The organism is Nocardia vermiculata NBRC 100427 (assembly GCF_001613265.1).
In the GTDB taxonomy this organism is placed as follows: Bacteria; Actinomycetota; Actinomycetes; order Mycobacteriales; family Mycobacteriaceae; genus Nocardia; species Nocardia vermiculata.
Map to the genome: position 1 here is coordinate 349,620 of NZ_BDCA01000001.1, position 22,583 is coordinate 372,202.

General features: G+C 67.4%; 22 protein-coding genes and 1 tRNA gene. 11 read left to right on the top strand and 12 right to left on the bottom strand.

Going from position 1 to position 22,583, the window contains the following annotated elements:
* Positions 1 to 62: 62 nt before the first annotated feature.
* The gene (locus NV2_RS01630) at positions 63 to 1,508 is read left to right on the top strand and encodes an acyl-CoA carboxylase subunit beta (RefSeq protein WP_067868083.1); all 1,446 of its coding nucleotides are present in this window, start codon (positions 63 to 65) and stop codon (positions 1,506 to 1,508) included.
* A gap of 53 nt (positions 1,509 to 1,561) precedes the next feature.
* Here the strand turns inward: NV2_RS01630 and NV2_RS01635 are convergent, their stop codons facing one another.
* Entirely contained in the window at positions 1,562 to 2,095 is a 534-nt protein-coding gene (locus NV2_RS01635; protein ID WP_067868086.1) for a DUF3145 domain-containing protein, read from the bottom strand.
* 96 nt (positions 2,096 to 2,191) lie between these two features.
* The gene (locus tag NV2_RS01640; RefSeq protein WP_067868090.1) at positions 2,192 to 3,025 is read right to left on the bottom strand and encodes a serine hydrolase domain-containing protein; all 834 of its coding nucleotides are present in this window, start codon (positions 3,023 to 3,025) and stop codon (positions 2,192 to 2,194) included.
* Positions 3,026 to 3,137: 112 nt separating this feature from the next.
* Between NV2_RS01640 and NV2_RS01645 the strand changes: the two genes are divergently transcribed.
* Both NV2_RS01645 and trpB read left to right on the top strand, forming a co-directional pair.
* Entirely contained in the window at positions 3,138 to 4,328 is a 1,191-nt protein-coding gene (locus NV2_RS01645) for a serine hydrolase domain-containing protein (protein ID WP_067868093.1), read from the top strand.
* Positions 4,329 to 4,503: 175 nt separating this feature from the next.
* A complete protein-coding gene (trpB, locus tag NV2_RS01650; RefSeq protein ID WP_067869126.1) occupies positions 4,504 to 5,733 on the top strand; it encodes a tryptophan synthase subunit beta in 1,230 nt (409 codons plus the stop codon).
* Between the two features lie 8 nt (positions 5,734 to 5,741).
* On the opposite strand, the gene NV2_RS01655 is transcribed toward trpB, so the two are convergent.
* Positions 5,742 to 6,797 (bottom strand): phosphotransferase family protein, encoded by a 1,056-nt coding sequence (locus NV2_RS01655; protein WP_067868096.1) that lies wholly within the window; start codon positions 6,795 to 6,797, stop codon positions 5,742 to 5,744.
* Between the two features lie 161 nt (positions 6,798 to 6,958).
* On the opposite strand from NV2_RS01655, the gene pabB reads away from it, so the two are divergent.
* Together pabB and NV2_RS01665 are read left to right on the top strand one after the other, a co-directional pair.
* The gene (gene pabB / locus NV2_RS01660) at positions 6,959 to 9,151 is read left to right on the top strand and encodes an aminodeoxychorismate synthase component I (protein ID WP_067869129.1); all 2,193 of its coding nucleotides are present in this window, start codon (positions 6,959 to 6,961) and stop codon (positions 9,149 to 9,151) included.
* Between the two features lie 62 nt (positions 9,152 to 9,213).
* Complete coding sequence (locus NV2_RS01665; protein WP_084473766.1) at positions 9,214 to 10,854, top strand: TerD family protein; 1,641 nt, start codon at positions 9,214 to 9,216, stop codon at positions 10,852 to 10,854.
* Positions 10,855 to 10,870: 16 nt separating this feature from the next.
* On the opposite strand, the gene NV2_RS01670 is transcribed toward NV2_RS01665, so the two are convergent.
* From NV2_RS01670 to NV2_RS31665, 5 genes are all read right to left on the bottom strand, one after another.
* On the bottom strand, positions 10,871 to 11,236 hold the full coding sequence (locus NV2_RS01670) for an ACT domain-containing protein (protein WP_067868098.1): 366 nt from the start codon (positions 11,234 to 11,236) through the stop codon (positions 10,871 to 10,873).
* 33 nt (positions 11,237 to 11,269) lie between these two features.
* Positions 11,270 to 12,112 carry a class I SAM-dependent methyltransferase gene (locus tag NV2_RS01675; protein ID WP_067868100.1) on the bottom strand — a complete coding sequence of 281 codons (843 nt, stop codon included), beginning with the start codon at positions 12,110 to 12,112 and terminating at the stop codon, positions 11,270 to 11,272.
* Entirely contained in the window at positions 12,109 to 12,456 is a 348-nt protein-coding gene (locus NV2_RS01680) for a VOC family protein (RefSeq protein WP_067868104.1), read from the bottom strand. The genes NV2_RS01675 and NV2_RS01680 overlap by 4 nt, the downstream gene beginning before the upstream one ends.
* Before the next feature lies 1 nt (position 12,457).
* Positions 12,458 to 12,637 (bottom strand): ribbon-helix-helix domain-containing protein, encoded by a 180-nt coding sequence (locus tag NV2_RS01685; protein WP_067868106.1) that lies wholly within the window; start codon positions 12,635 to 12,637, stop codon positions 12,458 to 12,460.
* Between the two features lie 146 nt (positions 12,638 to 12,783).
* Entirely contained in the window at positions 12,784 to 12,957 is a 174-nt protein-coding gene (locus NV2_RS31665; RefSeq protein ID WP_168436071.1) for a hypothetical protein, read from the bottom strand.
* A 156-nt stretch (positions 12,958 to 13,113) separates the two neighbouring features.
* On the opposite strand from NV2_RS31665, the gene NV2_RS01690 reads away from it, so the two are divergent.
* The 3 genes from NV2_RS01690 to NV2_RS01700 all read left to right on the top strand — a co-directional run bounded on the left by NV2_RS01690 (position 13,114) and on the right by NV2_RS01700 (position 16,936).
* Positions 13,114 to 13,971, top strand: coding sequence for an IclR family transcriptional regulator (locus NV2_RS01690; protein WP_067868109.1), 858 nt, complete (start codon positions 13,114 to 13,116; stop codon positions 13,969 to 13,971).
* A 114-nt stretch (positions 13,972 to 14,085) separates the two neighbouring features.
* Positions 14,086 to 15,753: a steroid-24-oyl-CoA synthetase gene (gene casG, locus NV2_RS01695; protein ID WP_067869135.1), complete on the top strand. Its 1,668-nt coding sequence runs from the start codon at positions 14,086 to 14,088 to the stop codon at positions 15,751 to 15,753.
* A 205-nt stretch (positions 15,754 to 15,958) separates the two neighbouring features.
* Positions 15,959 to 16,936, top strand: a complete 978-nt coding sequence (locus NV2_RS01700) for a fused (3R)-hydroxyacyl-ACP dehydratase subunits HadA/HadB (protein ID WP_084473810.1) — start codon at positions 15,959 to 15,961, stop codon at positions 16,934 to 16,936.
* Between the two features lie 91 nt (positions 16,937 to 17,027).
* Here the strand turns inward: NV2_RS01700 and NV2_RS01705 are convergent, their stop codons facing one another.
* From NV2_RS01705 to NV2_RS01715, 3 genes are all read right to left on the bottom strand, one after another.
* On the bottom strand, positions 17,028 to 17,759 hold the full coding sequence (locus tag NV2_RS01705) for a MerR family transcriptional regulator (RefSeq protein ID WP_067868114.1): 732 nt from the start codon (positions 17,757 to 17,759) through the stop codon (positions 17,028 to 17,030).
* A gap of 34 nt (positions 17,760 to 17,793) precedes the next feature.
* Positions 17,794 to 18,708 (bottom strand): alpha/beta fold hydrolase, encoded by a 915-nt coding sequence (locus NV2_RS01710; protein ID WP_067868118.1) that lies wholly within the window; start codon positions 18,706 to 18,708, stop codon positions 17,794 to 17,796.
* Between the two features lie 114 nt (positions 18,709 to 18,822).
* On the bottom strand, positions 18,823 to 19,695 hold the full coding sequence (locus NV2_RS01715) for a helix-turn-helix transcriptional regulator (RefSeq protein WP_067868121.1): 873 nt from the start codon (positions 19,693 to 19,695) through the stop codon (positions 18,823 to 18,825).
* A 139-nt stretch (positions 19,696 to 19,834) separates the two neighbouring features.
* Here NV2_RS01715 and NV2_RS01720 point away from each other — a divergent pair, with 139 nt between their 5' ends.
* A complete protein-coding gene (locus NV2_RS01720) occupies positions 19,835 to 20,614 on the top strand; it encodes an NAD(P)H-dependent oxidoreductase (protein ID WP_067868124.1) in 780 nt (259 codons plus the stop codon).
* Here NV2_RS01720 and NV2_RS01725 read toward each other — a convergent pair.
* Positions 20,615 to 20,691 (bottom strand) — tRNA-Ile (locus NV2_RS01725).
* Positions 20,692 to 20,893: 202 nt separating this feature from the next.
* Here NV2_RS01725 and NV2_RS01730 point away from each other — a divergent pair.
* Positions 20,894 to 21,325: a nitroreductase family deazaflavin-dependent oxidoreductase gene (locus NV2_RS01730; RefSeq protein ID WP_067868127.1), complete on the top strand. Its 432-nt coding sequence runs from the start codon at positions 20,894 to 20,896 to the stop codon at positions 21,323 to 21,325.
* A 218-nt stretch (positions 21,326 to 21,543) separates the two neighbouring features.
* The gene (locus NV2_RS01735) at positions 21,544 to 22,563 is read left to right on the top strand and encodes a TerC/Alx family metal homeostasis membrane protein (RefSeq protein WP_067868129.1); all 1,020 of its coding nucleotides are present in this window, start codon (positions 21,544 to 21,546) and stop codon (positions 22,561 to 22,563) included.
* Positions 22,564 to 22,583 lie beyond the last annotated feature (20 nt).

A 22,583-nucleotide genomic window follows, 5' to 3' on the forward strand; every position in this document is an offset into this window, starting at 1 on the left:
CACCGGGATTTCACTTTTCGCAGCCGCGTCAGCGACTCCGTATCTCCTGAGGAGACAACGCGATGACCATCATGGCCCCCGCCCACGCGGGCGCCGCGACCGATTTCCGCGATCCGCTCGGACGGTTGCAGCGCTTCTTCGATCCCGGCACCGTGCTCCCGCTGCATCCGCGCGACTCCTCCGGGGTACTGGCCGCGATCGGTGAGGTCGACGGTGTCCGTACCGTCGCCTACTGCTCCGATGCCACCGTGATGGGTGGCGCGATGGGAGTCGACGGCTGTAAGCACATCGTGGATGCGATCGATACCGCGATCGACTCCCGCCTTCCCGTGGTCGGTATCTGGCATTCGGGTGGTGCACGCCTGGCCGAAGGGGTCGAGGCGCTGCACGCCGTCGGTACCGTCTTCGAGGCCATGGTCCGTGCGTCGGGCCTGGTCCCCCAGATTTCCGTGGTCGTCGGATTCGCCGCCGGCGGTGCCGCATACGGCCCGGCGCTGACCGATGTGGTGATCATGGCTCCCGAGGGCCGCGTCTTCGTCACCGGCCCCGATGTGGTCAAGTCGGTGACCGGCGAGAACGTCGATATGGCGACGCTCGGCGGCCCGGATACGCACGGCAAGAAGTCGGGCGTGTGCCATATCGTCGCCGACGACGAGAACGACGCCATGCACCGCGGCCGCCGGCTGGTCTCGATGTTCGCCGAGCAGGGCGAGTTCGATCAGTCCGCCGCCGCACACGGCGATGTGGACCTGAAAGCCATGCTGCCCGCGTCGGCCAAGCGCGCCTACGACGTCAAGCCGGTGGTGCGGGCACTGCTCGACACGATTCCCTCCCCCGACGGCGCGGACGAATCCTCGTTCGAGGAGATGCAGGGCGGTTACGCACGCAGCATCGTCACCGGTCTCGGGCGCCTCGGCGGCCGCACCGTGGGCGTGCTGGCCAACAATCCGCTGCGCATGGGTGGCTGCCTGACCAGCGAATCCGCCGAGAAGGCAGCGCGTTTCGTGCGGCTGTGCAACTCCTTCGGCATTCCGATGGTCGTGATCACCGACGTCCCCGGCTACCTGCCCGGAGTGGATATGGAGTGGGAGGGCGTGGTACGCCGCGGCGCGAAGCTGCTGCACGCGTTCGCCGAGGCCCGCGTCCCCCGGGTCACCCTGGTGACCCGCAAGATCTACGGCGGCGCGTACATCGCCATGAATGCCCGTGCACTCGGCGCGACCGCGGTGTACGCGTGGCCGGAGTCCGAAGTGGCTGTGATGGGCGCCAAGGCCGCGGTCGGCATCCTGCACAAGAAGGCCATCGCCAAGGCGCCCGAAGCCGAACGAGAAGCGCTGATCGAGCGACTGACCGCCGAGCACGAAGCCATTGCCGGCGGAGTGGAGCGAGCGGTGTCGATCGGCGTGGTCGACGAGGTCATCGATCCGGCCCGGACCCGCTCGGTGATTACCGCGGCATTGGCCTCGGCGCCGGCCCGGCCCAGCCACAACAAGAATATCCCGCTGTAAAGCCTTCGGCTCGAACGAGAACGGGTGACCCGCTCCGGGTCACCCGTTTTTCGTCAGCCCACGTCGCGGCGCAGCCAGGTGACCTCGGCTCCTTCGCCGCCGGTGCGGAAGGGTTCGAGATCGTCGTCCCAGGCGGTACCCAGCGCGCGGTCGATTTCTGCGGAAATATCGGCGGCATCGTGCAGTCCGCGCGCATGCGCCGAGCGCACGATTTCCCGCAGGCGCATCTCGCCGACCATGATGTCACCGTTGGCGCTCGTGGCACCGCACCACAATCCGAGAGTGGGAACGAAACTGTAGCGTTCACCGTCCACCCCGTCGGACGGATCTTCGGTGATTTCGAAGCGCAGTACCGACCAGTCCCGCAACGCGTGAGCAATCCTGGAGGCGGTACCCACCGGCCCCACCCAATCGGTGGTTGCGCGCAGTTGTCCGGACGCGGCCGGTTGCGCAGTCCAGCGCAGCGAGGCAGGTGATTTGAGGGCGGAGGAAAGCGTCCACTCGACGTGCGGGCACAGCGCGGCCGGTGACGCGTGGATGTACACCACACCACACGTCACATCCGCGAACTGATCAGATGCGCGCACCTGTATACCTCCAGCCTCGACGTGGGACGTCTTCCCCAACATCCCGCCGAGCGCAGGCGTTGCCCGAGTTTACTGGAGTGCCCGTTGTTACGACTGTTACTTTTCGGCCGTGTCGCGAATCCGCTGAATATCAGCGATGACAGCGTCACTGAGCGTCGGCCACATCGCACGTGCCCAATCGCCGAAATTCTCATCACTCAAACCCACACAGGCGGTCCCGATTTCCGGATCCACCCACAGGAAGGTGCCGGACTGACCGAAATGGCCATAGGTACGTGGGGAGTTGGCTCCCCCGGTCCAGTGCGGGATCTTGTGGTCGCGAATCTCGAATCCCAGACCCCAATCATTGGGGCGTTGCGAACCGTATCCGGGAAGTACGCCACCGAGGTCGGGAAATTGCACGGAGGTGGCAGCGGCGAGCATCTCACCGGAGATCAGTTGGGGGTTCAGCAACTCTGCGGCGAAACGCAACAGATCGCCGAGGGTGGAGCGTGCGCCGTGTCCGGCGGATCCGGTCAACTCCGAGGATTCCATACCGAGCGGTTCGAATACCGCCTCGCGCAGATAATCGGGAAATTCGATACCGGTCTGCCGCGTGAGGAATTCGGCGAGCACCTCGAAGCCGGCGCTGGAATAGATCCGCTTGCGGCCCGGCTCGGTCAGGATGACCGTGGTGTCGAACGCCAGCCCGGAGGTGTGCGCCAGCAGATGCCGCACCGTCGAACCGGGTGGGCCCGCCGGTTGGTCGAGTTCGACCGCCCCCTCCTCGATCGCCACCAGGACCGCGTACGCGGCAAGGGGTTTGGTTACCGAGGCGAGTCGGAAGACCCGGTCGAGATCACCTTCGGTGCCGATCACTCCGCGCGCATCGATCACTCCCGCGGCGGCGTGCCGGACCGGCCATTCGCGAATCTGCTCCAGTGCTCGCACGGCAGAAAGCCTACGAGAGGGCTCGCGACACCGGCGCACCGGCCGCGCGGATACTCCCGCGAGCGGCGTGCCGGATTGCCGCACCGAGGTGACCGTTACCATCGGTTGCACTATGGGCGAGGGTGCTGAGATTCACGGTGAGGTGGCGGCCGGGTTCGAGCCGGTCGCCGATGCCTTTCGGCGTAACTTCGCGCACGGCGGCGAAGTCGGGGCGGCGGTCGCGGTCTACGACGGCGACCGTCCCGTGGTGGATCTGTGGGGTGGCGTGCGCGATCGAGCACGCGGCCTGGCCTGGGAACGCGACACCATGGTTCCGGTGTTCTCCTCGACCAAGGGGATGACGGCCTTTCTGATCGCGCGGGCCGTCTCCCGCGGGGATCTCGACTATCAGGCCCCCGTCGCCCGGTACTGGCCCGAATTCGCCGCGCACGGCAAAGGTGCGATCACCGTGCGGCAATTGCTGGATCATCGAGCCGGCCTGCCGGTCCTCGATCGGGTGGTGCGGTTGTCGGATATGTCGGAGCCGGACCGGCTCGCGGAGATACTCGCGGCACAGAAACCGCTGTGGAGTCCCGGGACGCGGCAGGGATATCACCCCATCACCGCGGGACTGTATCTGGGCGAACTGGTGCGCCGGGTGGACCCGCACGCCCGGAGCCTGGGACGGGTGTTCGCCGAGGAGTTCGCCGCGCCGCTCGGGCTCGACTTCTTCATCGGTCTGCCCGAGGACGAGCCGCTCGATCGGATCGCGACGCTGTCGGCCACCTCCGGCCTGGATATCCTGCGCTACGAGCGCGATATCCCGCTGCGCATCGGTATCCAGATGGTGTTGCGGCGCGGTCTGACCTACCGCGCGCTGAGCAGCCCCCGCACCGGCGCACCCGAGCGCGCCACCCGCCGGGAATTCCTCGGCGTCGAGAATCCGGCCGCGGGCGGGGTCGGCACCGCACGATCACTCGCGCGGGTCTACGGCGCCGCGGCCGGTCGGACCGGCGAATTACCTATCACGCCAGGAGTTCTCGATCGTCTCGCCACCGCCGACACGGTCGACGACGTACCCGCCGACGATCTGGTGCTACTCACCCGCAGCCGGTACCACCTGGGTTTCCGCAAGCCGTGCGGCGACTTCCGATTCGGCAGCGACAAACGCGCCTACGGCACCACCGGATACGGCGGTTCGTTCGGTTTCGCCGATCCGGGTACCGGACTGGGTTTCGGCTACGTGACCAACCGGCTGGGCACCGCGGTGCTCGACGATGCCCGCACCCGCGTGGTGCGCGAGGCATTGCTGCGCTGCGTCTGAGCACGATCGCCGGCTCGCCGGCACGGAACGCGACCACTCCCAGCACTGAAGATGTTCACTTCCATGCTGTTAACTCCCTCTTCGCCCACTGGTGACCGGGTGTGCGAACCGACCGCACACACTGTCCGAGCCGGACAGCACAGAGGAAACACGGATGCGGATGGTGATCGGACACATGCCCCAAACGCCCCTCCGAGACGGCGCTCTGGACTCGGCCAGATTCGGCGTGTTCGGTGGCCGCTACGTCCCTGAAGGGCTGATGGCGGCCCTCGCCGAGGTGGAAACCGCACACCAGCGTGCCTGGGCGGAGCCCGCATTTCATCGTGAGCTCGATCAACTGCTGCGTGAGCGCGTCGGCCGGCCGACGTTGTTGCATTCGGCACCACGGCTCGCCCGCGCACTGGGCGTCCCAGGAGTGCGGGTGTTCCTCAAGCGTGAAGACATGGCTCATACCGGCGCCCACAAGATCAACAATGCCCTCGGACAGGGACTATTGGCCGCGCGGCTGGGCAAGTCCCGCCTCGTCGCCGAGACAGGGGCCGGACAGCATGGTGTCGCGGTGGCGACCGTGTCCGCGATGCTCGGCCTGACGTGCGTGATCTACATGGGAATCCGCGATATGGCCCGCCAGCAGAGCAATGTAGTGCAGATGCGCCTGCTCGGTGCCGAGGTACGGGCGGTGCGCACGGGCGACGGCGGCGTGAAGGCCGCGATCACCGAGGCGGTGCGAGATTGGGTGGCGCACACCGAGAACACGCACTTCCTGTTCGGTACCGTCGCGGGGCCCGCACCCTACCCGCGAATGGTGCGCGATCACCAGAGCCGGATCGGCACCGAAGCACGCAGGCAGGTGCTGGCGGCGACCGGGCAACTGCCCGATCACGTCATCGCCTGCGTGGGCGGCGGCAGCAACGCGATCGGCATGTTCCATCCGTTCACCGGCGACCCGCAGGTGCGGCTGATCGGTGTGGAAGCCGGCGGTCGTGGTTTGCACACCGGTGAGCATGCGGCCACTCTCAGTGTCGGCACCCCCGGCGAGATGGATGGCTCCTACAGCTATGTCCTGCAGGATCACGAGGGCCAGATCGCGCAGACCCACAGCATCGCGGCCGGACTGGACTATCCCGGCGTGGGCCCCGAACTCAGTCATCTGAAGGACATCGGTCGCATCGAACATGCAGTGGCGACCGATGCGGCGGCCCTGCGCGGCCTGGACACCCTGTGCCGGACCGAGGGCATCATCACGGCCCTCGAATCCGCGCACGCGGTCGGACATCTGCTGGAGCTGGCCGAACAGGACGCCCTCGCGGCGAATACCTTGATCCTGCTGTGCTTGTCCGGCCGGGGCGACAAGGACCTCGCCATCGCGGCCGAACTACTCGACGCCGGCCGGTCAAACCGGTAGCCCCCGGCTCACTCGCAGAGGCGGCGCGCCTTCTCGAACAGCTCCAAGGTGATGGCGTGCAGGAAATCACCGGTCTGCTTCGGTGCCTTGCCGGCGAAGGCGCGCGCATGGGTGCCCTCCAGCACGATGCCCAGTTTGAAGCAGGCCAGCACCGTGTACCAGGTGGCGTGTGAGAGATCGCGGTCGGAGAAGGTGGCGTAGTGGGCGATCATCTCCTCGGCCGTCGGCAGGCCACCCGCCTTGCCGAGCTCACCCAGCAAGGCGGCACCGGTGGTTCCGGGTTCGGGACGGGTGGCGATCTGCCAGCCCAGATCCAGTAGCGGATCGCCGATGGTCGACATCTCCCAGTCGACCATCGCAGCGACCTCGGGGCCGTCGTAGGAGAACATCATGTTGGCCAGGTGGCAGTCACCGTGCAGAATGCCGGGCCGCCACTGCGCCGGACGATTGCGCTCCAGCCAATCTCCGACGTGTTCGACCCCCGGGATCTGCGGGCCGGTGTAGCCCTCGTTACTGCGGTAGGACTCGAGCTCGCCGAGCCAGCGCGGAACTTGACGCTCGAGGAAGCCGTCGGGCTTGCCGTAATCGGCGAGACCCAGTGCTTCGTAGTCGAGCGCACCGAGCCGGGCGATGGCCTCGACCGCGGACAGTCCCATCTGCCGCCGGATCTCGGGGTCGCCGGCGTGCAGCGCGGGCAGCTCGGTCTGCGGGTTGAAGCCGGTGATCGGTTCCATCAGGTAGAACACGGCGCCGATGACGGATTCGTCGGCGCCGGCGGCGGTCACGCGTGGCGCGCGGACGTCTGTGCCGTCCAGCGCGCTCAGCAGCCGCGACTCCCGGCGGATCACGTCATTGCTCTTCGGCCGCAGGTATTCGGGGCCGCGGCGCAGCACGACATCGCGCCCACCGCGCCGGAACCGCAGCATGATGTTCTGGGTGCCGCCCCCGAGCGAGACCACATCCTCGAACTCCCCACCGGGCAGGCCCTGCTCATCCATCCATCGACCGACGGCCTGGAAGTCCACGACCTCGCGCTTCACACCGGCTGGTTGCACCACAGACATGTCCCATATTGTGCACCACCATCCCCACACAACTGAAGGCATATGCCATCACTGTGACCGTCCGGGACCCCGTTACGGTGATGCGTATGAGCACGACCCGGTCTCGGCCCGGCGACGAGACCACCGTCGACCAGCTGGTGAGGGGCGCGACAACAGCGCCGGTGCGTACCCTGCTGATCGATAATCACGACTCGTTCACCTACAACCTCTTCCAGCTGATCGGGTCGGTCAACGGCATCGAACCGACCGTGGTGCGCAACGATGAGGTCGCCGCGATCGCGGAGCTGGACCTGGCGCGCTTCGACAACATCGTCATCTCCCCCGGACCGGGTCGCCCCGATGTGCCGAGGGATTTCGGGATTTCGCAACAGTTGATCGAACAGGCCGAACTACCGCTGCTCGGGGTGTGCCTCGGCCATCAGGGCATCGTGCTCGCGGCCGGCGGGCAGGTCGTGGCGGCGCCGTCGCCTCGGCACGGCTACCCGGATCGCATAGCGCACGACGGTCGCGAGCTGTTCGCCGCGATACCCGCGGATTTTCTGGCCGTCCGGTATCACTCGCTGTGCGCGGACTCGCCGCTGCCCGAGGCGCTGGCGGTCACCGCCACGGCGCCGGACGGCGTGGTGATGGCGGTGCGCCATCGGCACCGGCCGCAGTGGGGTGTGCAGTTCCATCCGGAATCGGTGTCGAGTGAATGCGGTGCCGCGCTGCTGCGCAACTTCGCGCGGCTCACCCGGGCCGTACCCCGCTGTGCGCCGGCCGTGGTGGCCAGCGGCGTCTCGGCGAGCACTACGGGCACGGCACACTCGACGAGCGATACGGCGCCTCGCGAGGCGGAAGTTCGCGATACCGCCGGCGTGGACGAGTCATCGCGCACCACACCCGTCGCGCTGACGGTGCTGCACGACATGATCGAGCGGGCGGTGGATACCGAAGCCGTGGTGCTGCGGTTGTATCCGGACTCGCCGACCGTGTTCTGGCTCGACAGCGCACACGTCGAGCCGGGGTCGACCGGATTCTCGTTCGTGGGCGACGCGGCCGGGCCGCTCGCGGAGGTGGTGCGTTATCGGATCGGCTCGGGGTGTGAGATCACCGATCGTGCGGGCGTACGCACCGACGCACGGCCCGTCCTGGACTATCTGGCGGCTCGGTTGCGCGAGCACACTGTCACACCTCCCGATGTTCCCTTCGATTTCGCCGGTGGATACGTCGGATATCTCGGCTACGAGATGAAGGCGGACTGCGGTGGCGCACAGGTGCATCGGTCGCCGTACCCGGATGCGCAGTGGATCTTCGCGGATCGATTCGTGGTGGTCGATCATCTGGCCGGGCGCACCCATCTGATCGCGGTGACCGACCGGGGCGCGGCCGCGGAGAATCAGCGGTGGTTACAGGAGACGCGTCGAGCCGTTGCCGCACTCCCCGACCGGGCCGAATTCGACACCGTGGCACTACCCGCCGACGAACCCGCCGTGATCGCGCGGCTCACGCGCGGTCGCGCGCGCTACCTCGCCGATATCGCCGCCGTCGACGCCGCACTGCGCGCCGGGCAGACCTACGAGGTGAACCTGACCGACACGGTCGTATCGGACTCCGAGACCGGATCGGACGTGTCCGGGGACGGGCTCGAGGTGTACCGGGTGCTGCGACGCAGCAACCCGGCACCCTACGCGGCATATCTCCGATTCGGCGATATGCATATCGCCTGCTCCTCACCCGAACGATTCTTGAAGGTCGACCGGGCCCGCGCGGTGGAGACCAAACCGATCAAGGGCACCGCACCCCGCGGGGTGAACTCCGATGCCGACGAAATCCTCAGGCGCACCCTGGAATCGGATCCCAAGACCCGCGCCGAGAATCTGATGATCGTCGACCTGCTGCGCAACGATCTGGGCCGAGTGTGCGAGGTGGGCAGCGTGCACGTTCCCGAACTCATGCGCGCCGAGACCTACACCACCATGCATCAGCTGGTCAGCACGGTTCGCGGGCGGTTGCGCCCGGACGTCGACGTGATCGACTGCCTGCGTGCCTGTTTCCCGGGCGGCTCGATGACCGGAGCCCCCAAATTACGCACCATGGAAATCATCGACGAGCTGGAAACCGAAGCGCGCGGCGTCTATTCGGGCACCATCGGATTCCTCGGACTGGGCGGCACCGCCGATCTCAATATCGTGATCCGCACCGCAGTGCGCGACGCCGAGGGCTGGCGGATCGGCGCCGGCGGCGCGATCGTGCTCGACTCCGACGCCGAAGCAGAATTCCACGAAATGGTCCTCAAGGCCTCCGCCGCCCTGCGCGCAGTGGATCACACTGCGCGGGCCACGGCGAGCGATTGCGCACTACCGGCCGGTTGAACACGGGCTCCGCCCCGCCGGGGCCCGTTCGTGTCGGCGTGGCCTGGCATAGTTTCCTGACGATGACAACCTCTGCGCACACCGTCGACGGCGATGCCACGCCGGTACCGACTTCGCTACTGTCGGTGCTGGTTTCGTGGCGCTCGACGCGCAGGCCGGACGCCCACGCACTGCTGCTCGACGCGAGCGGACGGGTGCGATCCGGACGCGACGTGGTGTATTTCAACGCGCCCCGCCATCCCTCGCAGGCGGTGACGGTGGATCAGGATCCGCAGCCGGGGACGGCCCGGTTGTCGGTATCGCTGCCCCGGACCGAGGCCGCGATCGTGCGGATCGTGCTCGCGGTCTCGTGTCCGGACGAACAGCTGGGCGCCGCGCCCGGACTCACGGTGTCGGTCGACGATGCCGAGGGCCTGGTCGCGCGCGGGGATATCGCCCCCGCACCGGGACTGCGCGCCGCGGTCCTGGGGGAATTCCGGCGGCGCGAAGACCGCTGGTGGTTCGTGCCCGGCGGGATCCAGTGCGGCGATGCGGCGGAATTGTTCGCCGCATTCGGTGCCCCGGTGACGGCGACGGGTCACGCCCGCGCGGAGCAGCTCTCGTTGCACCGCAGCACCGTCGCCCCGGTCTCGGCTCCACCGTCGGACCCCCGCCCCGACTGGCATCGAGATCCGGGCGATCCCGCGGTGCTGCGCTGGTGGGACGGGGTGGGCTGGACGGACGAGACCCGCCCACATCCGGTCGGCGATGCACGGAGCTGCGGTCGCTGCGGCCGGCGGCGGGGCTGGCGACTGCGCGGCTCGGCGCCGTGCCGTGCCTGCGCTGCCGAGATCGAGGACTATCTGGCCGGTTGGTGCGGCCGCGCGATGCGCGTACTGAACTCCGCCGGGCCCGCTGGTCCGCAATGGGACGACCTCTGGGCGCGAATCCGCTATCTACGCATCGACGATGCCACCGCGCGGGCAGCGCTGCGCGGGCCCGCACAGGCGCAGCTGGAGCGGATGGCGGCATTCGCCCTCGCCGACGGAGCGGTGGACGCCGAGGAGTTGCAGCGCTTCGACGCCACGGTCGGCGCGCTCGGGTTGCGCGGTGCGGCCGTGGACGACCTGCGGCGCGGGCTGCGCCGGGTCCGGATTCTGTCGCGACTGCGAGAGGGACAACTGCCCACGATCGCCGTACCGGAACTGCATCTGGATCCACACGAGCGAGTACATCTCGATACCCCGGCCACTCGAATCCGCCGCACGTCCCGCGGTGCGGGCACCGTAGCGGGGCGGTTGATCTGCTCGAACAAGAAGCTGCGTTTCGTCGGGTCCGGGGCGGGTATCGAAATCCCTTGGGGGCGCGCGGTGTCGGTGTCGATCACCGACGAGCACACGGTGGTGATCGCGGCGACCTCGGCCCGTGGCGGCGCCGAATTCGAGGTCGACGAACCGGAATTGGTCGCAGCGATCGTAGAAGGTGCGCTGCGCGTAGCGAAACGGCTCGCCGTCGCACCCGGGCAACGAGACAGCCGGTCGATCGCACCCGATGTCAAGGCGCAGGTGTGGCATCGCGACGGCGGCCGGTGTGTGGAATGCGGATCGGCGCACTATCTGGAGTTCGACCACATCATCCCACTCAGCCGCGGTGGTGCGACCAGTGCGGCCAACCTGCAGATCCTGTGCCGGGGATGTAACCGCGACAAGGGCGAACACATCTGACCCGGCACCGCGCGCCCTACTCGTCGGCGATATCGAACCCGGCGGCCGTGAGTGTCTCGGTCGCCGCGCCACCACGGGTTTCGGGCACGAGTACCAGATCGGCGTGAAAGGTGGAGGCGACGAATACCGGAATTCCGCTGTGTGCCAGTGGTTCCAGGATCGCGGCCAGAACACCGGCGGTGTCGAGTTCACGTGGGGTGACCGCGTAGAAACCGACCCAGCACTGCTCACGTTCCCACGGTGGCGCCTCCCGCACCACCGTCAGCCCCTCCGGCGCGCGGACCAGCGCAACCCACTCGTCGTCCTCCGGGAAGGTCGCGGTCGCGACATGTTCGACGCTGAACCTGGACGGCACGATCCGGAGCCGATGCGATCTGGTCATTCGCCGATCGTAGGCAGGGCCGTGCCGGCCGCCTCAGGTGGTCGCCACCAGGAGTTCCTCACCATTGGTGGTCTGCAGTCCGTCCGGACGGCCCGCGAAGTACCGCTCGTTGAGCAGACCCGCCGACACGTGGCGGGCCTGGGTGAATCCGGCGTCGAGTGCCATGGCGACGATCCGGTCGGGAGGGTAGAAACTCACGAACGGGGTTCCGGATGCCGCCGCGCCCGTGTCCGCGAATTCCCGCCCGGAACGATCGTGTTCGTAGATCAGCTCGGCCGGGGGCATGAAGGTCATCACCACCGTCGAGCCGGGTGCCGATCGCGCCAGCAGCGACAGCGTTTCACGATTCGCCTCGTCGGTGAGATACATACTGACCCCCAGTGAGGCGACGATCGCGGGGCGAGCCGGATCGAAACCGGCCGCGACCAGTCGATCCCACCACGAGTCGGTCTCGAAATCGACCGGCACCGAATGCAACCACTCCGGGAGTCCGTATCCGGTCTCGGTGAGGCGCTGCCGCTTCCACTGTTGCGTACCGGGCTGATCGACCTCGAAAATGCGGTACTGCGCGGCGATGTCGGGACGACGTTGTGCGAAGGTGTCCAACCCGGCTCCGAGCAGGACGTACTGCGGGACCCGTCCGGCCTGTTCGGCGAGCAGATCCTCGACGAATCGCGAACGCACCACGATGCTCGCCCGGAAACGGCTGGTGACCACCGGATCCATATCGCCACGGTCGCGCCAGCCGGTGGGCGGATCGACCAATTGCAGCCCGATCTCGTCGTCCAGCACGTGCGGTGCGGGATCGAGTTGCACGTGCAGGGCCCGCCACAACGCCACCCGCACCGCGGTCTGGTCGGGAATCTCCGGGCTCATCGGCTCTGACCGGGGGCCTGCAGGGTCCAGCTGCGTCCGTCCGGGTCCCGGACCGTCATCTCACGGGTCCCGTAGTGGGTATCGGTGAACGGGCTGAGCACCTCGACCGGCGAGTCATCCGAAAACCCTTGTTCGTCGGGAACTTTCAACACCACCTGCATTCCCGGATCACGTTCCGCGGGCACCTCCGCGATGAACAGGTAGGCGCCGTCGCCGTTGCGGAGCTGTCCGGAGTTGTGGTCGGTGGCGAATTCCAACTCGAAACCCAACTGCTGGAAGAACTTCGCCGCCTTCCCCCAGTTGTGTGTCTCCAGGAAAATCGCCTCGACTCCTCGATCCGCCATATCACTGTTCCTTCCGAGATTCGGGTTCGTGCACTGGTCGGCCGGTGCCGAGATAGGAACGAAGCGCCTCGGTCACCAGCGCCGACAGCGACATCTCCGATTCGACCGCCCGGAACTTGACCTGCTTGATCAACTCGACCGGGAGGTACACGTTGAACTGCTTGACTTCCTCAGCGCCCACGCACCGACCTTAGCATGCTAGCAATATAGGTTGCTAGATCGGAGAGTCACAAAATCCCACACACTGCCTTCGATCCGGAACCCGCCCGGATCGCAGCGCACTGTGACGGGCCGCCCCACCGCTCACACCGGCGGGAGCCGAACCGGCTACTCCGAGGCTTCACCCTCCGCACGATCCCCCGCACGCGATGCCGGGCCCGAGAGCCTGATCACGCCGGCGTCCAGATCGAGATCGAGACGGGGATGTTGCTCGCCGTCGGTGTCGCCGGTGCCCTCGTCGGTCAGTTTCTTGCCGGGAAAGATCTCGCCGAACACACCCATATCCCCACGATAACCGCCCGGTCGGCACGGCGCCGGAGTCGCGCGCCGCGGACCCTACGCCCACCTGCGCGAGCGCCCGTCGATCAGCCCTGACCACGCCTTGTGTTGGAGGTCACTACACTCGGGTGAGGTTCCTGTTCATGATCGGAGGCATCGATGCCACTGGCCACTTCGGCAGCTCGGCCCCTGCCGCCGTCGATGGTGGAGCGGATGACGCTCATTCTCGACATGTTCGAGCACCGTTCGATGCGGCTCAGCCTGATGGAAATCTGCAATCACAGTGGGCTGCCCCGGTCCACCGCGCATCGAATTCTCGAGCAACTGGTGAAGCTGCACTGGCTCGAACACACCCCCACCGGATACACCTTGGGACGGCGCGCGTTGGGCCTGGGCGGATACGACGGCACGCACGGCGAGATCCGCGCCGCTGCCGCCGAACATCTCCACGAACTACAACTACGCACCGGCATGGTCGTGCACCTGGCCGCGCTCGAGGGAGCCGACGAAATCTTCCTGGACAAGATCGGGGGGCCGTTCGCCCGCACTCTCGAATCCCATGTGGGACAACGGAGTTTCGCCTACCGCACCACCGGTGGGCGGGCCATGCTCGCCTGGCTGCCACCGGAGGAAGTCGAGGCACTGCTGGGTAAGCGCCTGGCGAAGGCCAAAGACTGGACGCTACCGACCCTGCATCGTGAGTTGAACCGAATCCGACGCAGCCGGGGGCTGTCGTTCGATCGAGGCGAGAACAGCACCATGATGGTGGGGCGAGCGCTGCCGAGTGTGGCCACTGCGATCCGCGGCCCACAGGGCCCGGTCGCAGCGATCTGTCTGTGCGGGGATACGAACACGAGCTTCGCGACCATCCAGCGAATCGCCCCGCTGGTGGCCGAAACCGCCGCCCGCGCCTCGCGAGCCCTGTCCCCGGACGTCCAGCCCCGGCCTCGTGGCCAGCACCGACATCCGAACCGTCCGGTATCGCGCCCAGCGGCGGCATCGCCCCGACCGGCGTAGGAGACGGCGAGGCGGCCCCGCCGGAGGTCTCGGTGAGCGGACAATTCGGCGCATTCCGAGAGCGGCCCGTGGCAGGGTGTAGTGGTTGTGACGCTCCACACAGAAGGACTGCCGATGACCACTACCTCCGCTTCCGGACCCGACCTCGGCGCCATCATGGCCGGCCTGACCGGCCCCGGTGCGCGGTTCGAATTGGTCGAGGAGGAGGTGCTCGGCGCCCGCATGCCGGTCATGCGGGAGCGGCGCCGAGCCGTCGCGGAACTGCTCGTCGAATCACTGCGGTTCGGCGAGCGCGACTACCTCGTCACCGAGGACCGGCGGCTGTCGTTTCGCGAACACGCCGAGGCCGCAGCGGCCCTCGCTGCCGCGCTGCGCGCCGACTACGGCATCGGTCGCGGTGACCGGGTCGCCATCCTCGCCGCGAACACCGTCGAGTGGGTGATCGCCTTCTGGGCGACGCAGCAACTCGGTGCCATCACCGTCGGCCTCAACGGATGGTGGGTTCCGCGTGAGATCGAATACGGAATTCAGCTCAGCGATCCGGCCGTCGTCATCGCCGACGCGAAGCGGGCGAAGGTTCTCGCGGAGGTCGACACCACCGTTCCGGTCCTGACCATGGAGCAGGATCTGCCCCGGCTCATCGCCGCACATGCCGGTGCGCAGCCGGAAGTACCCGACGTCGCCGAGGACGACCCGTCGGTCATCCTCTTCACCAGCGGCACCAGCGGAAAGCCCAAGGCGGCGTTGCATTCTCAGCGCAACCTGCTGGCGGTGACCGGCTACTTCGAATACACCGACGCGCTCGCCGCGGCGTTCACCGGCCGAACCCTGGAACCGGGTGCTCCGGTGGACGTGCGGTGTCTGCTCACGTCGCCCCTGTTCCATATCGCCAGCCTGCACAATCTGGTCGTTCCCCGGATCGCGACCGGTAGCGCGCTCATCATTCCGCAGGGAGGCTTCGACGCCGACAAGATCCTGCGGTTGATCGAGCGCGAGAAGGTCACCAACTGGGGCGCTGTTCCCACCATGGCGTCACGGCTGCTCGAGCACGGCGACATCGGGCGCTACGACACCTCGTCACTCACCGCCTTCGCCCTGGCTTCGGCGCCGTCGTCGACAGCATTCAAACAGCGTCTGCGCGAGGAGATTCCGTTCGCCGCGAACGCCCTCGTCGACAGCTACGGTCTGACGGAATGCAGTACCGCTGCCGCAGTCGCCACCCCGATGGACCTCGCCGAGGCGCCGGGCACCCTGGGCCGCCCGATCATCGGCGTCACCCTGGAGATCCGGGACCCCGACGGGGCCGCGGTCCCCGAAGGCGTGGAGGGTGAGGTGTATGTGCGCAGCCCGTACGTCATGATCGGCTACTGGCGCAATCCGGAAGCCACCGCTGCCGCGATCGATTCCGAGCGCTGGCTGCGGACCGGTGATTTCGGCGCGGTCCGGCAGGGACGGCTGTATCTGACCGGTCGCCGTTCCGATCTGATCCTGCGCGGTGGGGAGAACATCTACCCGGTGGAGATCGAGCAGACCCTCGACGAACACCCCGGGGTCATCGAATGTGCGGTCGTCGGCGAACCGCATCCCGACCTCGGTCAGCAGGTCGCCGCCGTGGTGGTGGTGCCCGAGGGCTCCTCGGTCTCGGAGAACGACCTGCGGGCCTTCGCCACCGATCGTCTCTCCTATTTCAAGGTTCCGGAGCGGTGGCGCATCACCACCGAACCGCTGCCGCGCAATGTGACCGGCAAACTGGTGCGCGGACAGATCGGCTCCGTCGACTGAGCTGCTCCACGAGGCACACCCGAACGAGCGGTCCGCGAGTCGAGGCGACGAACCCACGACTCGTGGACCGCGCCGTACTGTCCGGGCCCATCACGGCGCCGCGTGTGGAAGGGTGGGGGCTCGCATCGACGAATCCGAGAACACGAGGAGCAATTGGGTGGACACAGCGTCGGATATCTCTGAGCTCGAAGGCTATCGCTACCGGATGGCCGACTACTACGAGGTCGGCCGGGAGAAGATCCGCGAATACGCCCGCGCGGTACAGGATTTCCACCCCGCGCACTGGTCCGAGGACGCGGCCGCCGAGCTCGGCTACTCCGGTCTGGTCGCACCCACCACCTTCATCTCCACCGCCGCGATGCTGGCCAACCGCCGGCTGTTCGAATCGGTCATCACCGGCTACGACGTGTTTGTGCAGACCGATCAGGTCTTCGAGATGTACAAACCCGTGACCACCGGCGATCAGCTGGTCAGCGATGTCGAATTGTCCTCGGTGCGCCGCATCGCGGGTAAGGATCTGATGACGGTCACCAACACCTTCGTCGATCAGACCGGCGATGTCGTGCACGTGATGCACACGACGGTGGTCGGTGTCACCGGCGAGGACGTCGACGCGGGCATCAGCGAATCCATCGACCGCGTGATCATGCACGGGATCGATGCCACCTCGCGGGGCTCGGCCCGGCCCGAGGCTTCCGAGGAGACTCCCGCCGGCGACGGGCTGCGGCACTCCCCGATCTCCCATGGACGCACCCCCGGGACCGCAATGCGCTTCGAGGACATCAGCGTCGGCGACGAACTGCCCGCCCGCACCGTCGCGCTCACCCGCGGCGATCTGGTGAACTACGCCGGCGTCGCCGGAGACGCGAATCCGATCCACTGGCACGACGGTGTCGCCTCCCTCGCCGGCCTGCCCGATGTCATCGCGCACGGAATGCTGACCATGGGCCTGGGCGCAGGTTTCGTCACCGGTTGGCTCGGCGACCCGGGCGCGATCACCCGCTACGGGGTGCGGTTGTCGAACTACACCGTCGTCGCGGCCGACACTGCCGGCACCGTGGAGTTCACCGGCCGCGTGAAGTCGGTCGACCCGGAGAGCCGCTCGGCGGTGGTCGTGATCATCGCAAAATCCGCGGGCCGCAAGATCTTCGGCCTCGCCACCGCGAACGTGCGGCTCGCCTAGGTTCGCGCCCCGAGCCACGGGCCGCGGCACCCGCTTTCCGCGAGCGAGCGGGTGACCGCCGTCCGGTGGACTCCGGTGCGCACGGCGGAAGTCAGCGATCGACGCCGCGGCGACGTTCGGCACGGTGGGTGAGCGTGTCGGCGATGCGGTGCCACGCCGGTGTCTCCGCAGCAATCCGCGCGAACACCAACTGCGCGTGCCCGGATCCGGTGCCGTCACGGTCGTGCCGCGCGTTCCACGCATCCAGTTCGTCGATCAGCGCATCCAGGCGCGGATCGCCGGGATCCCAGTCGGCCGCCCGGTCGCAGGCGAGATACATCCGCACCGTCTCCGGGTCGTCGAAGGCCGCGTTCTTCTCCCGGAGCCGGCGCGGCACCGTAGCCGGTTCCATGGCGTGCATCAGGATCCACGCATCGCGCTCGATGCGCAGTCTGCGCTCCCCGACGCCCAGTCCGCGCATCCGGTCCAGCAGCGCGACCACCTCGGCGGGGAGTACGAGCCGTTCCCCGCTGTCCAGCTGGGCGATCCGGCGGCGATATTCGGCGAGTTCGTCGATCCGGCGCTGCAACTCGGCGTCGATATCGACGATGGCGGCGGCGAACTCGCTCGGCTGAGCGTGCAGCAGCGCGTCGATGCGTGCCAGCGGAACACCGGCATCGGCGAGGGTGCGGATGCGAATGAGATCCACCGCCGCCTGCGCGTCGTAGCGACGGTATCCGGAGGCGTCACGCTCGGGCTCGGGTAACAGGCCGACCTGGTGGTAGTGGCGTACCGTACGCACGGTGACACCGGCGGCCGCCGCGAGCCTTCCGATCGTGAGCACCGCCCTCCCTTCACCCGCTGTGGACCAGGCAAGTCTAGGGGTGTGTGGCCCGGTCGAAAACGTCACGTGCCGCCTGCACCACGGCGTCGGGGCGGTCGAAGCAGAGCCGATGGTGCACGGTGTCGGAGACGATGCGCTGTTCCCCCTGCGATACCGCACCCACCAGCGCAGCGTCCAGCCGCGTCTTGGCATCGTTCATCTCCCGTATCGCCTGATCGCCGACCACTGCCTGTTGTCCGGGATCGACACCCACCACGGTGAGAGCGACCACCGGCACATCGGGAATGTTCGGCCCGGATGCCAGCTCGGCGGCGAGCCCGGTCAACATGCTGCGTTCGGCGATACCGGCACGCAGCCACTCGTCGCTCACCTTCGCATCGACCAACTGTTCCCCGAGCCCATCCGGATAATCCGCGTGCAGTTCGGCGAACATCTCCCGCAGCGCCGGACGCATGCGCTGCATCTGCTCCAGCTCGGGTGCCGACTGCTCGGCCACCGCGAATCCCGACGCGGGCGGCATGAACGCGTCCCAGTCGCGATGCAGACCGTCCAGCCAGACCAGTCCCGCAACCTCGTGCGGGTACAGCTGAGTGAACCGGTGCGCGTACAACCCGCCGAGTGAATGTGCCGCCAGGATGTAGGGGCCGGGAATGTGCTGGGCCCGTAGCAATTCCCGTAGTTCCGTGGCGACCGCCGCGGCGGTGCGGGGCAGGGCGAGCGCGTCACTGAAGCCGGTTCCGCCACGGTCGTACACCACCGCCGTGGTGAACGCCGAAACACCCTGCTGCACACCGAAATAGTCCAGACCGACAGCGCTCGCGCCCGGCAAGAACACGACCGCCGGCCCGCCGCTCCCGGCTCGGTATACGAAAAGACTGCGGTCGTCGATGTCCTGAAACTCCCCGATCGGCGGAACCGACCGATCCGGCGCGGTACTGATGTTGGTCATATGACAAGACTGCAACCCTGACGCAGCGTCAGGGTCAACCTCGGGCTGCATGCCTGCGTCGACCGTCACGCCGCACCGTGCAGTCGGGTCGGCACCGAACGTCCGCCTGCAGCGCTATCGACTGTCGCCGGTGCGGTCGGGGCGCCCCGCGCGCTGCTCGGCCCTCGTCTCCAGGAGACCTTCGTCGGTCCCGAGAGCCGCGAGCAGGTGCAGTCCGTCCTCGGTCGGGCTGTCCGGGGCAGCGGAGAGCACCAGCAGTTCCATACCCGATTCGTCCGGCAGCGCGAAGTTCTCCTGATGCAGTTCCAGCAGTCCCACCAGCGGGTGCCGGAACGGCTTGAGCCCATGGGTGCGGGCGCGGACATCCGCACGGGCCCAGAGGCGACGGAAGCGTGCACTGCCCATCGACAGTTCGCCGATGAGCGAGGCAAGGCCCGGATCGTCGGGGTACTTTCCGGCAGCCAGGCGCAGATGCCCGACCGCGTCCAGCGTGCATTTCTCCCAGTCCGCATACAGCCCGCGCTCGTTCTCCTCCAGGAAGATGTGCCGGGCGGTGTTGAATCCCGGCATCGGCCGGCCGTAGAGCAGCCTGGCAAGACGATTGCCGGCGAGCACATCCATGCGATGGTTCATGATCATCGCGGGCGCGCCGGGCACCAGGTCGAGCACCCGCAGCAACTCCGGCCTGACGCGCCCGGCCGGTACCTTCGCCCGGCGGCGGGTCTGGCACGCGAGCCGGTGCAGATGTTCGCGTTCGGTGTCGTCGAGGCCCAGCACCCGGGCGAGGGCGTCGAGGACCTGCTCGGAGGGCTGGGTGGCGCGGCCCTGTTCCAGCCGGACGTAGTAGTCGACGCTGACGCCGGACAGGTGTGCGATTTCCTCCCGGCGCAGACCCTCGACCCGTCGATGTCCTCGGGTGGGAATGCCGACCGATGCGGGCTCGACCCGGGAGCGTCGAGTCCGCAGGAAGCCCGCGAGATCGTCCATTACCCCAGTATGGCCTCGCTTCTTCCGGTGAGGGTGGTCCTGTCATTACCAGGACCCCGGAGCCCACGGAAGAAGCGTCCCTGAACGGCGGTCGGTGCGGCGCCCAGGATCGAAGCATCCGATCCGAAGGAGTTCTGTCGTGAAAACACTGATCGTGCACGCCCATCCGGAACCGAAGTCACTCAACAGCTCACTCACCGACCTCGCGGTATCGACGTTGACGGCCGCCGGGCACGAAGTGCAGGTGAGCGACCTGTATGCGATGAACTGGAAAGCCACCGTAGACGCCGCGGACTACGGTCCGTCCGCCTCGGCCCCGTTGCGGGTCGCGCGCGATTCGGGCCGCGCCTTCGACACCGGCACCCTCACCGCCGACGTCCGCGCCGAACAGGAAAAACTGCTCTGGGCCGACACGATCATCTTCCAGTTCCCGCTGTGGTGGTACGGCATGCCCGCGATCCTCAAGGGCTGGGTGGACCGGGTGTTCACCTACCACTTCGCCTACGGCGTCGGCGAACACAGTGCCACCAAGTACGGCGAACGCTACGGCGAAGGCACCCTGGCCGGCCGCCGAGCCCTGCTCTCGGTGACGATCGGCGGCAAGGAGTCCCACTACGACGCCCGCGGCATCAACGGCCCGATCGACGACCTGCTGTTCCCCATCCAGCACGGCATCCTGTACTACCCGGGAATCGAATCGCTGCCCCCGTTCGTGCTGTACGGCACCGACCGCCTGACCGACGAGGACTACCCGGATATCGCGAAAGCCTGGCAGCAGCGCCTGCATACCCTGGAGACGACCGAGCCGATCCCGTTCCGGAAGCAGAACTTCGGCGACTACGAGATCCCGTCGCTGCAGTTGAAGGAGGGGTTGGAGCCGCTGGGGCGCAGCGGTTTCGGACTGCACGTGCGCGGCTGATGGTGGGGCGGGCGGGGCTCGAACCCGCGACCAGCGGATTATGAGTCCGCGGCTCTAACCGACTGAGCTACCGCCCCTTACCGCGGCACGCCGCGGACGTGGGGGATGCTACCGGGTCCGGAGGCGATGAACCTACTTGGGTTGCCGGAACGGCGGAGATCGGTGAGAGCCGAAATCGCTGAAACCCTTGGGGACACGGGGTGCGCCTGTCGCGCGACACGGGACCGGGACCGTTGTGGCGGCTACGGTTGGGGCACGGTTCGCGATGGGAGGTGCGGGATGGCTGATCTGTTCACGACCGCGTTGCGGGTGCACCAGGCGGTGTACGAGAAATCCGGTGGGCTGGTGGGGCATCGGCTGCTCTTCGGGAATCCGACATTGCTGTTGCGCACCGTGGGGCGCAAGACCGGGAAGCCGCGGACCAGCGCACTGACCTATGCGCGGGACGGGCAGTCCTACATCGTCACCGCATCCAATGGGGGCTCGTCGCGGCCGCCGGGGTGGCTGGCGAATGTGAAGGCGGCGCCGGAGTGTGAGATCCAGGTCGGGCGGCGGCGGATTCCGGTCACGGCGCGGCCGACCTATCCGGACGATCCAGACTACGCACGGCGCTGGGCCTTGGTCGACAAGGTCAACAAGGGCCGGTATTCGCAGTATCAGACGATGACCGACCGGCCGATCGCGCTGGTCGTCCTCGACCCGCGCGGCTAGCTGCTTCGTGGGTGGACCGCCGCCGGACTGTGCCGTCGGTCCCATTGCTTTTCGATTCACTTGGATTTGAGCAAAGGCTTCGCTATCCTCGCCTCCGAGGGGAGTACTTCCCAAGCGTCACATCGGTCAGTACGGATTCCGCCGTCGGGATCCCCGGGTGGCCACCCGAATATCGGGTGAAGGAGACCTCGGGTGCTAACGCATACCCGAGGAGACCCGTGAATTCGACCGTTCTCGCAGCTCAGCAGTTGCACACCATCGGCACGCCGTGGTTGTGGGCCGCCACCATCGCCGGGGTACTGATCCTGCTCGCGCTGGACTTCATCGTCACCCGGAAACCACATGAGGTCTCGATGCGGGAGGCCGTCGGGTGGACCGTGTTCTATCTGGCCCTCCCGTTCGCCTTCTTCGGCCTGATCTGGGCGGGCTACGGCTCGACCCCCGCCACCGAATTCATCACCGGCTACGTGCTCGAGAAATCGTTGTCGGTGGACAACCTGTTCGTCTTCATGCTGCTACTGGCCGCCTTCGCGGTACCGGCGGCACTGGCCCAGCGGGTCCTGCTGTTCGGCATCGTCGGCGCGCTGGTGCTGCGCGGTATCTTCATCGCGATCGGTGCGGCCGCACTGGCGTCGCTGAACTGGGCATTCCTGTTGTTCGGGATAATCCTGCTGCTCACCGCGCTCAAGCTGATCCGCGACGCGATCGGTGGCGACGACCAAGAAGTCGATATCTCGAAGATGCGCACGGTCCGGCTGATGCGCCGGCTGATGCCGGTCACCGACGACTACCGTGGCACGAAGATGACGGTGCGCGAAGCCGGGCGGCGTGCGCTCACCCCGCTGGCTCTGGTCGTCACCGCCGTCATGGCGACCGACCTGGTGTTCGCGATCGACTCGGTGCCGGCCGTGTACGGCGTGACCGGCGATCCGTATCTGGTGTTCGCGACCAACGCCTTCGCACTGCTCGGCCTGCGAGCGCTGTACTTCGTGCTGCAGTCGGTGCTGTCGCGACTGGTGCACCTGGCCTACGGCCTGGCGGTGATCCTCGGATTCATCGGCGTGAAACTGGTGCTGCACTGGGCGCACGAGATCTGGGACGGGGTGCCGCAGATTCCGACCCCCGCCTCGCTCGTGGTGATCGTGGTGGTGCTCGCGGTGGTCACGGTCACCAGCCTGCTCGCCACCCGGACCAAGGACGACGAGGACACCACGGCAGCCGATTCCGCCACGCACTGACCTACTGAGAATGGGCTCGG

What these genes read in the sequence shown, in the direction of transcription:
- NV2_RS01630 (WP_067868083.1), top strand. Translation starts at nt 63, where the DNA reads ATGACCATCATGGCCCCCGCCCACGCGGGCGCCGCGACCGATTTCCGC.
- NV2_RS01645 (WP_067868093.1), top strand. Translation starts at nt 3,138, where the DNA reads ATGGGCGAGGGTGCTGAGATTCACGGTGAGGTGGCGGCCGGGTTCGAG.
- trpB (WP_067869126.1), top strand. Translation starts at nt 4,504, where the DNA reads ATGCCCCAAACGCCCCTCCGAGACGGCGCTCTGGACTCGGCCAGATTC.
- NV2_RS01655 (WP_067868096.1), bottom strand. Translation starts at nt 6,797, where the DNA reads ATGTCTGTGGTGCAACCAGCCGGTGTGAAGCGCGAGGTCGTGGACTTC.
- NV2_RS01665 (WP_084473766.1), top strand. Translation starts at nt 9,214, where the DNA reads ATGACAACCTCTGCGCACACCGTCGACGGCGATGCCACGCCGGTACCG.
- NV2_RS01670 (WP_067868098.1), bottom strand. Translation starts at nt 11,236, where the DNA reads ATGACCAGATCGCATCGGCTCCGGATCGTGCCGTCCAGGTTCAGCGTC.
- NV2_RS01675 (WP_067868100.1), bottom strand. Translation starts at nt 12,112, where the DNA reads ATGAGCCCGGAGATTCCCGACCAGACCGCGGTGCGGGTGGCGTTGTGG.
- NV2_RS01680 (WP_067868104.1), bottom strand. Translation starts at nt 12,456, where the DNA reads ATGGCGGATCGAGGAGTCGAGGCGATTTTCCTGGAGACACACAACTGG.
- NV2_RS31665 (WP_168436071.1), bottom strand. Translation starts at nt 12,957, where the DNA reads ATGGGTGTGTTCGGCGAGATCTTTCCCGGCAAGAAACTGACCGACGAG.
- NV2_RS01690 (WP_067868109.1), top strand. Translation starts at nt 13,114, where the DNA reads ATGCCACTGGCCACTTCGGCAGCTCGGCCCCTGCCGCCGTCGATGGTG.
- casG (WP_067869135.1), top strand. Translation starts at nt 14,086, where the DNA reads ATGACCACTACCTCCGCTTCCGGACCCGACCTCGGCGCCATCATGGCC.
- NV2_RS01700 (WP_084473810.1), top strand. Translation starts at nt 15,959, where the DNA reads ATGGCCGACTACTACGAGGTCGGCCGGGAGAAGATCCGCGAATACGCC.
- NV2_RS01710 (WP_067868118.1), bottom strand. Translation starts at nt 18,708, where the DNA reads ATGACCAACATCAGTACCGCGCCGGATCGGTCGGTTCCGCCGATCGGG.
- NV2_RS01715 (WP_067868121.1), bottom strand. Translation starts at nt 19,695, where the DNA reads ATGGACGATCTCGCGGGCTTCCTGCGGACTCGACGCTCCCGGGTCGAG.
- NV2_RS01730 (WP_067868127.1), top strand. Translation starts at nt 20,894, where the DNA reads ATGGCTGATCTGTTCACGACCGCGTTGCGGGTGCACCAGGCGGTGTAC.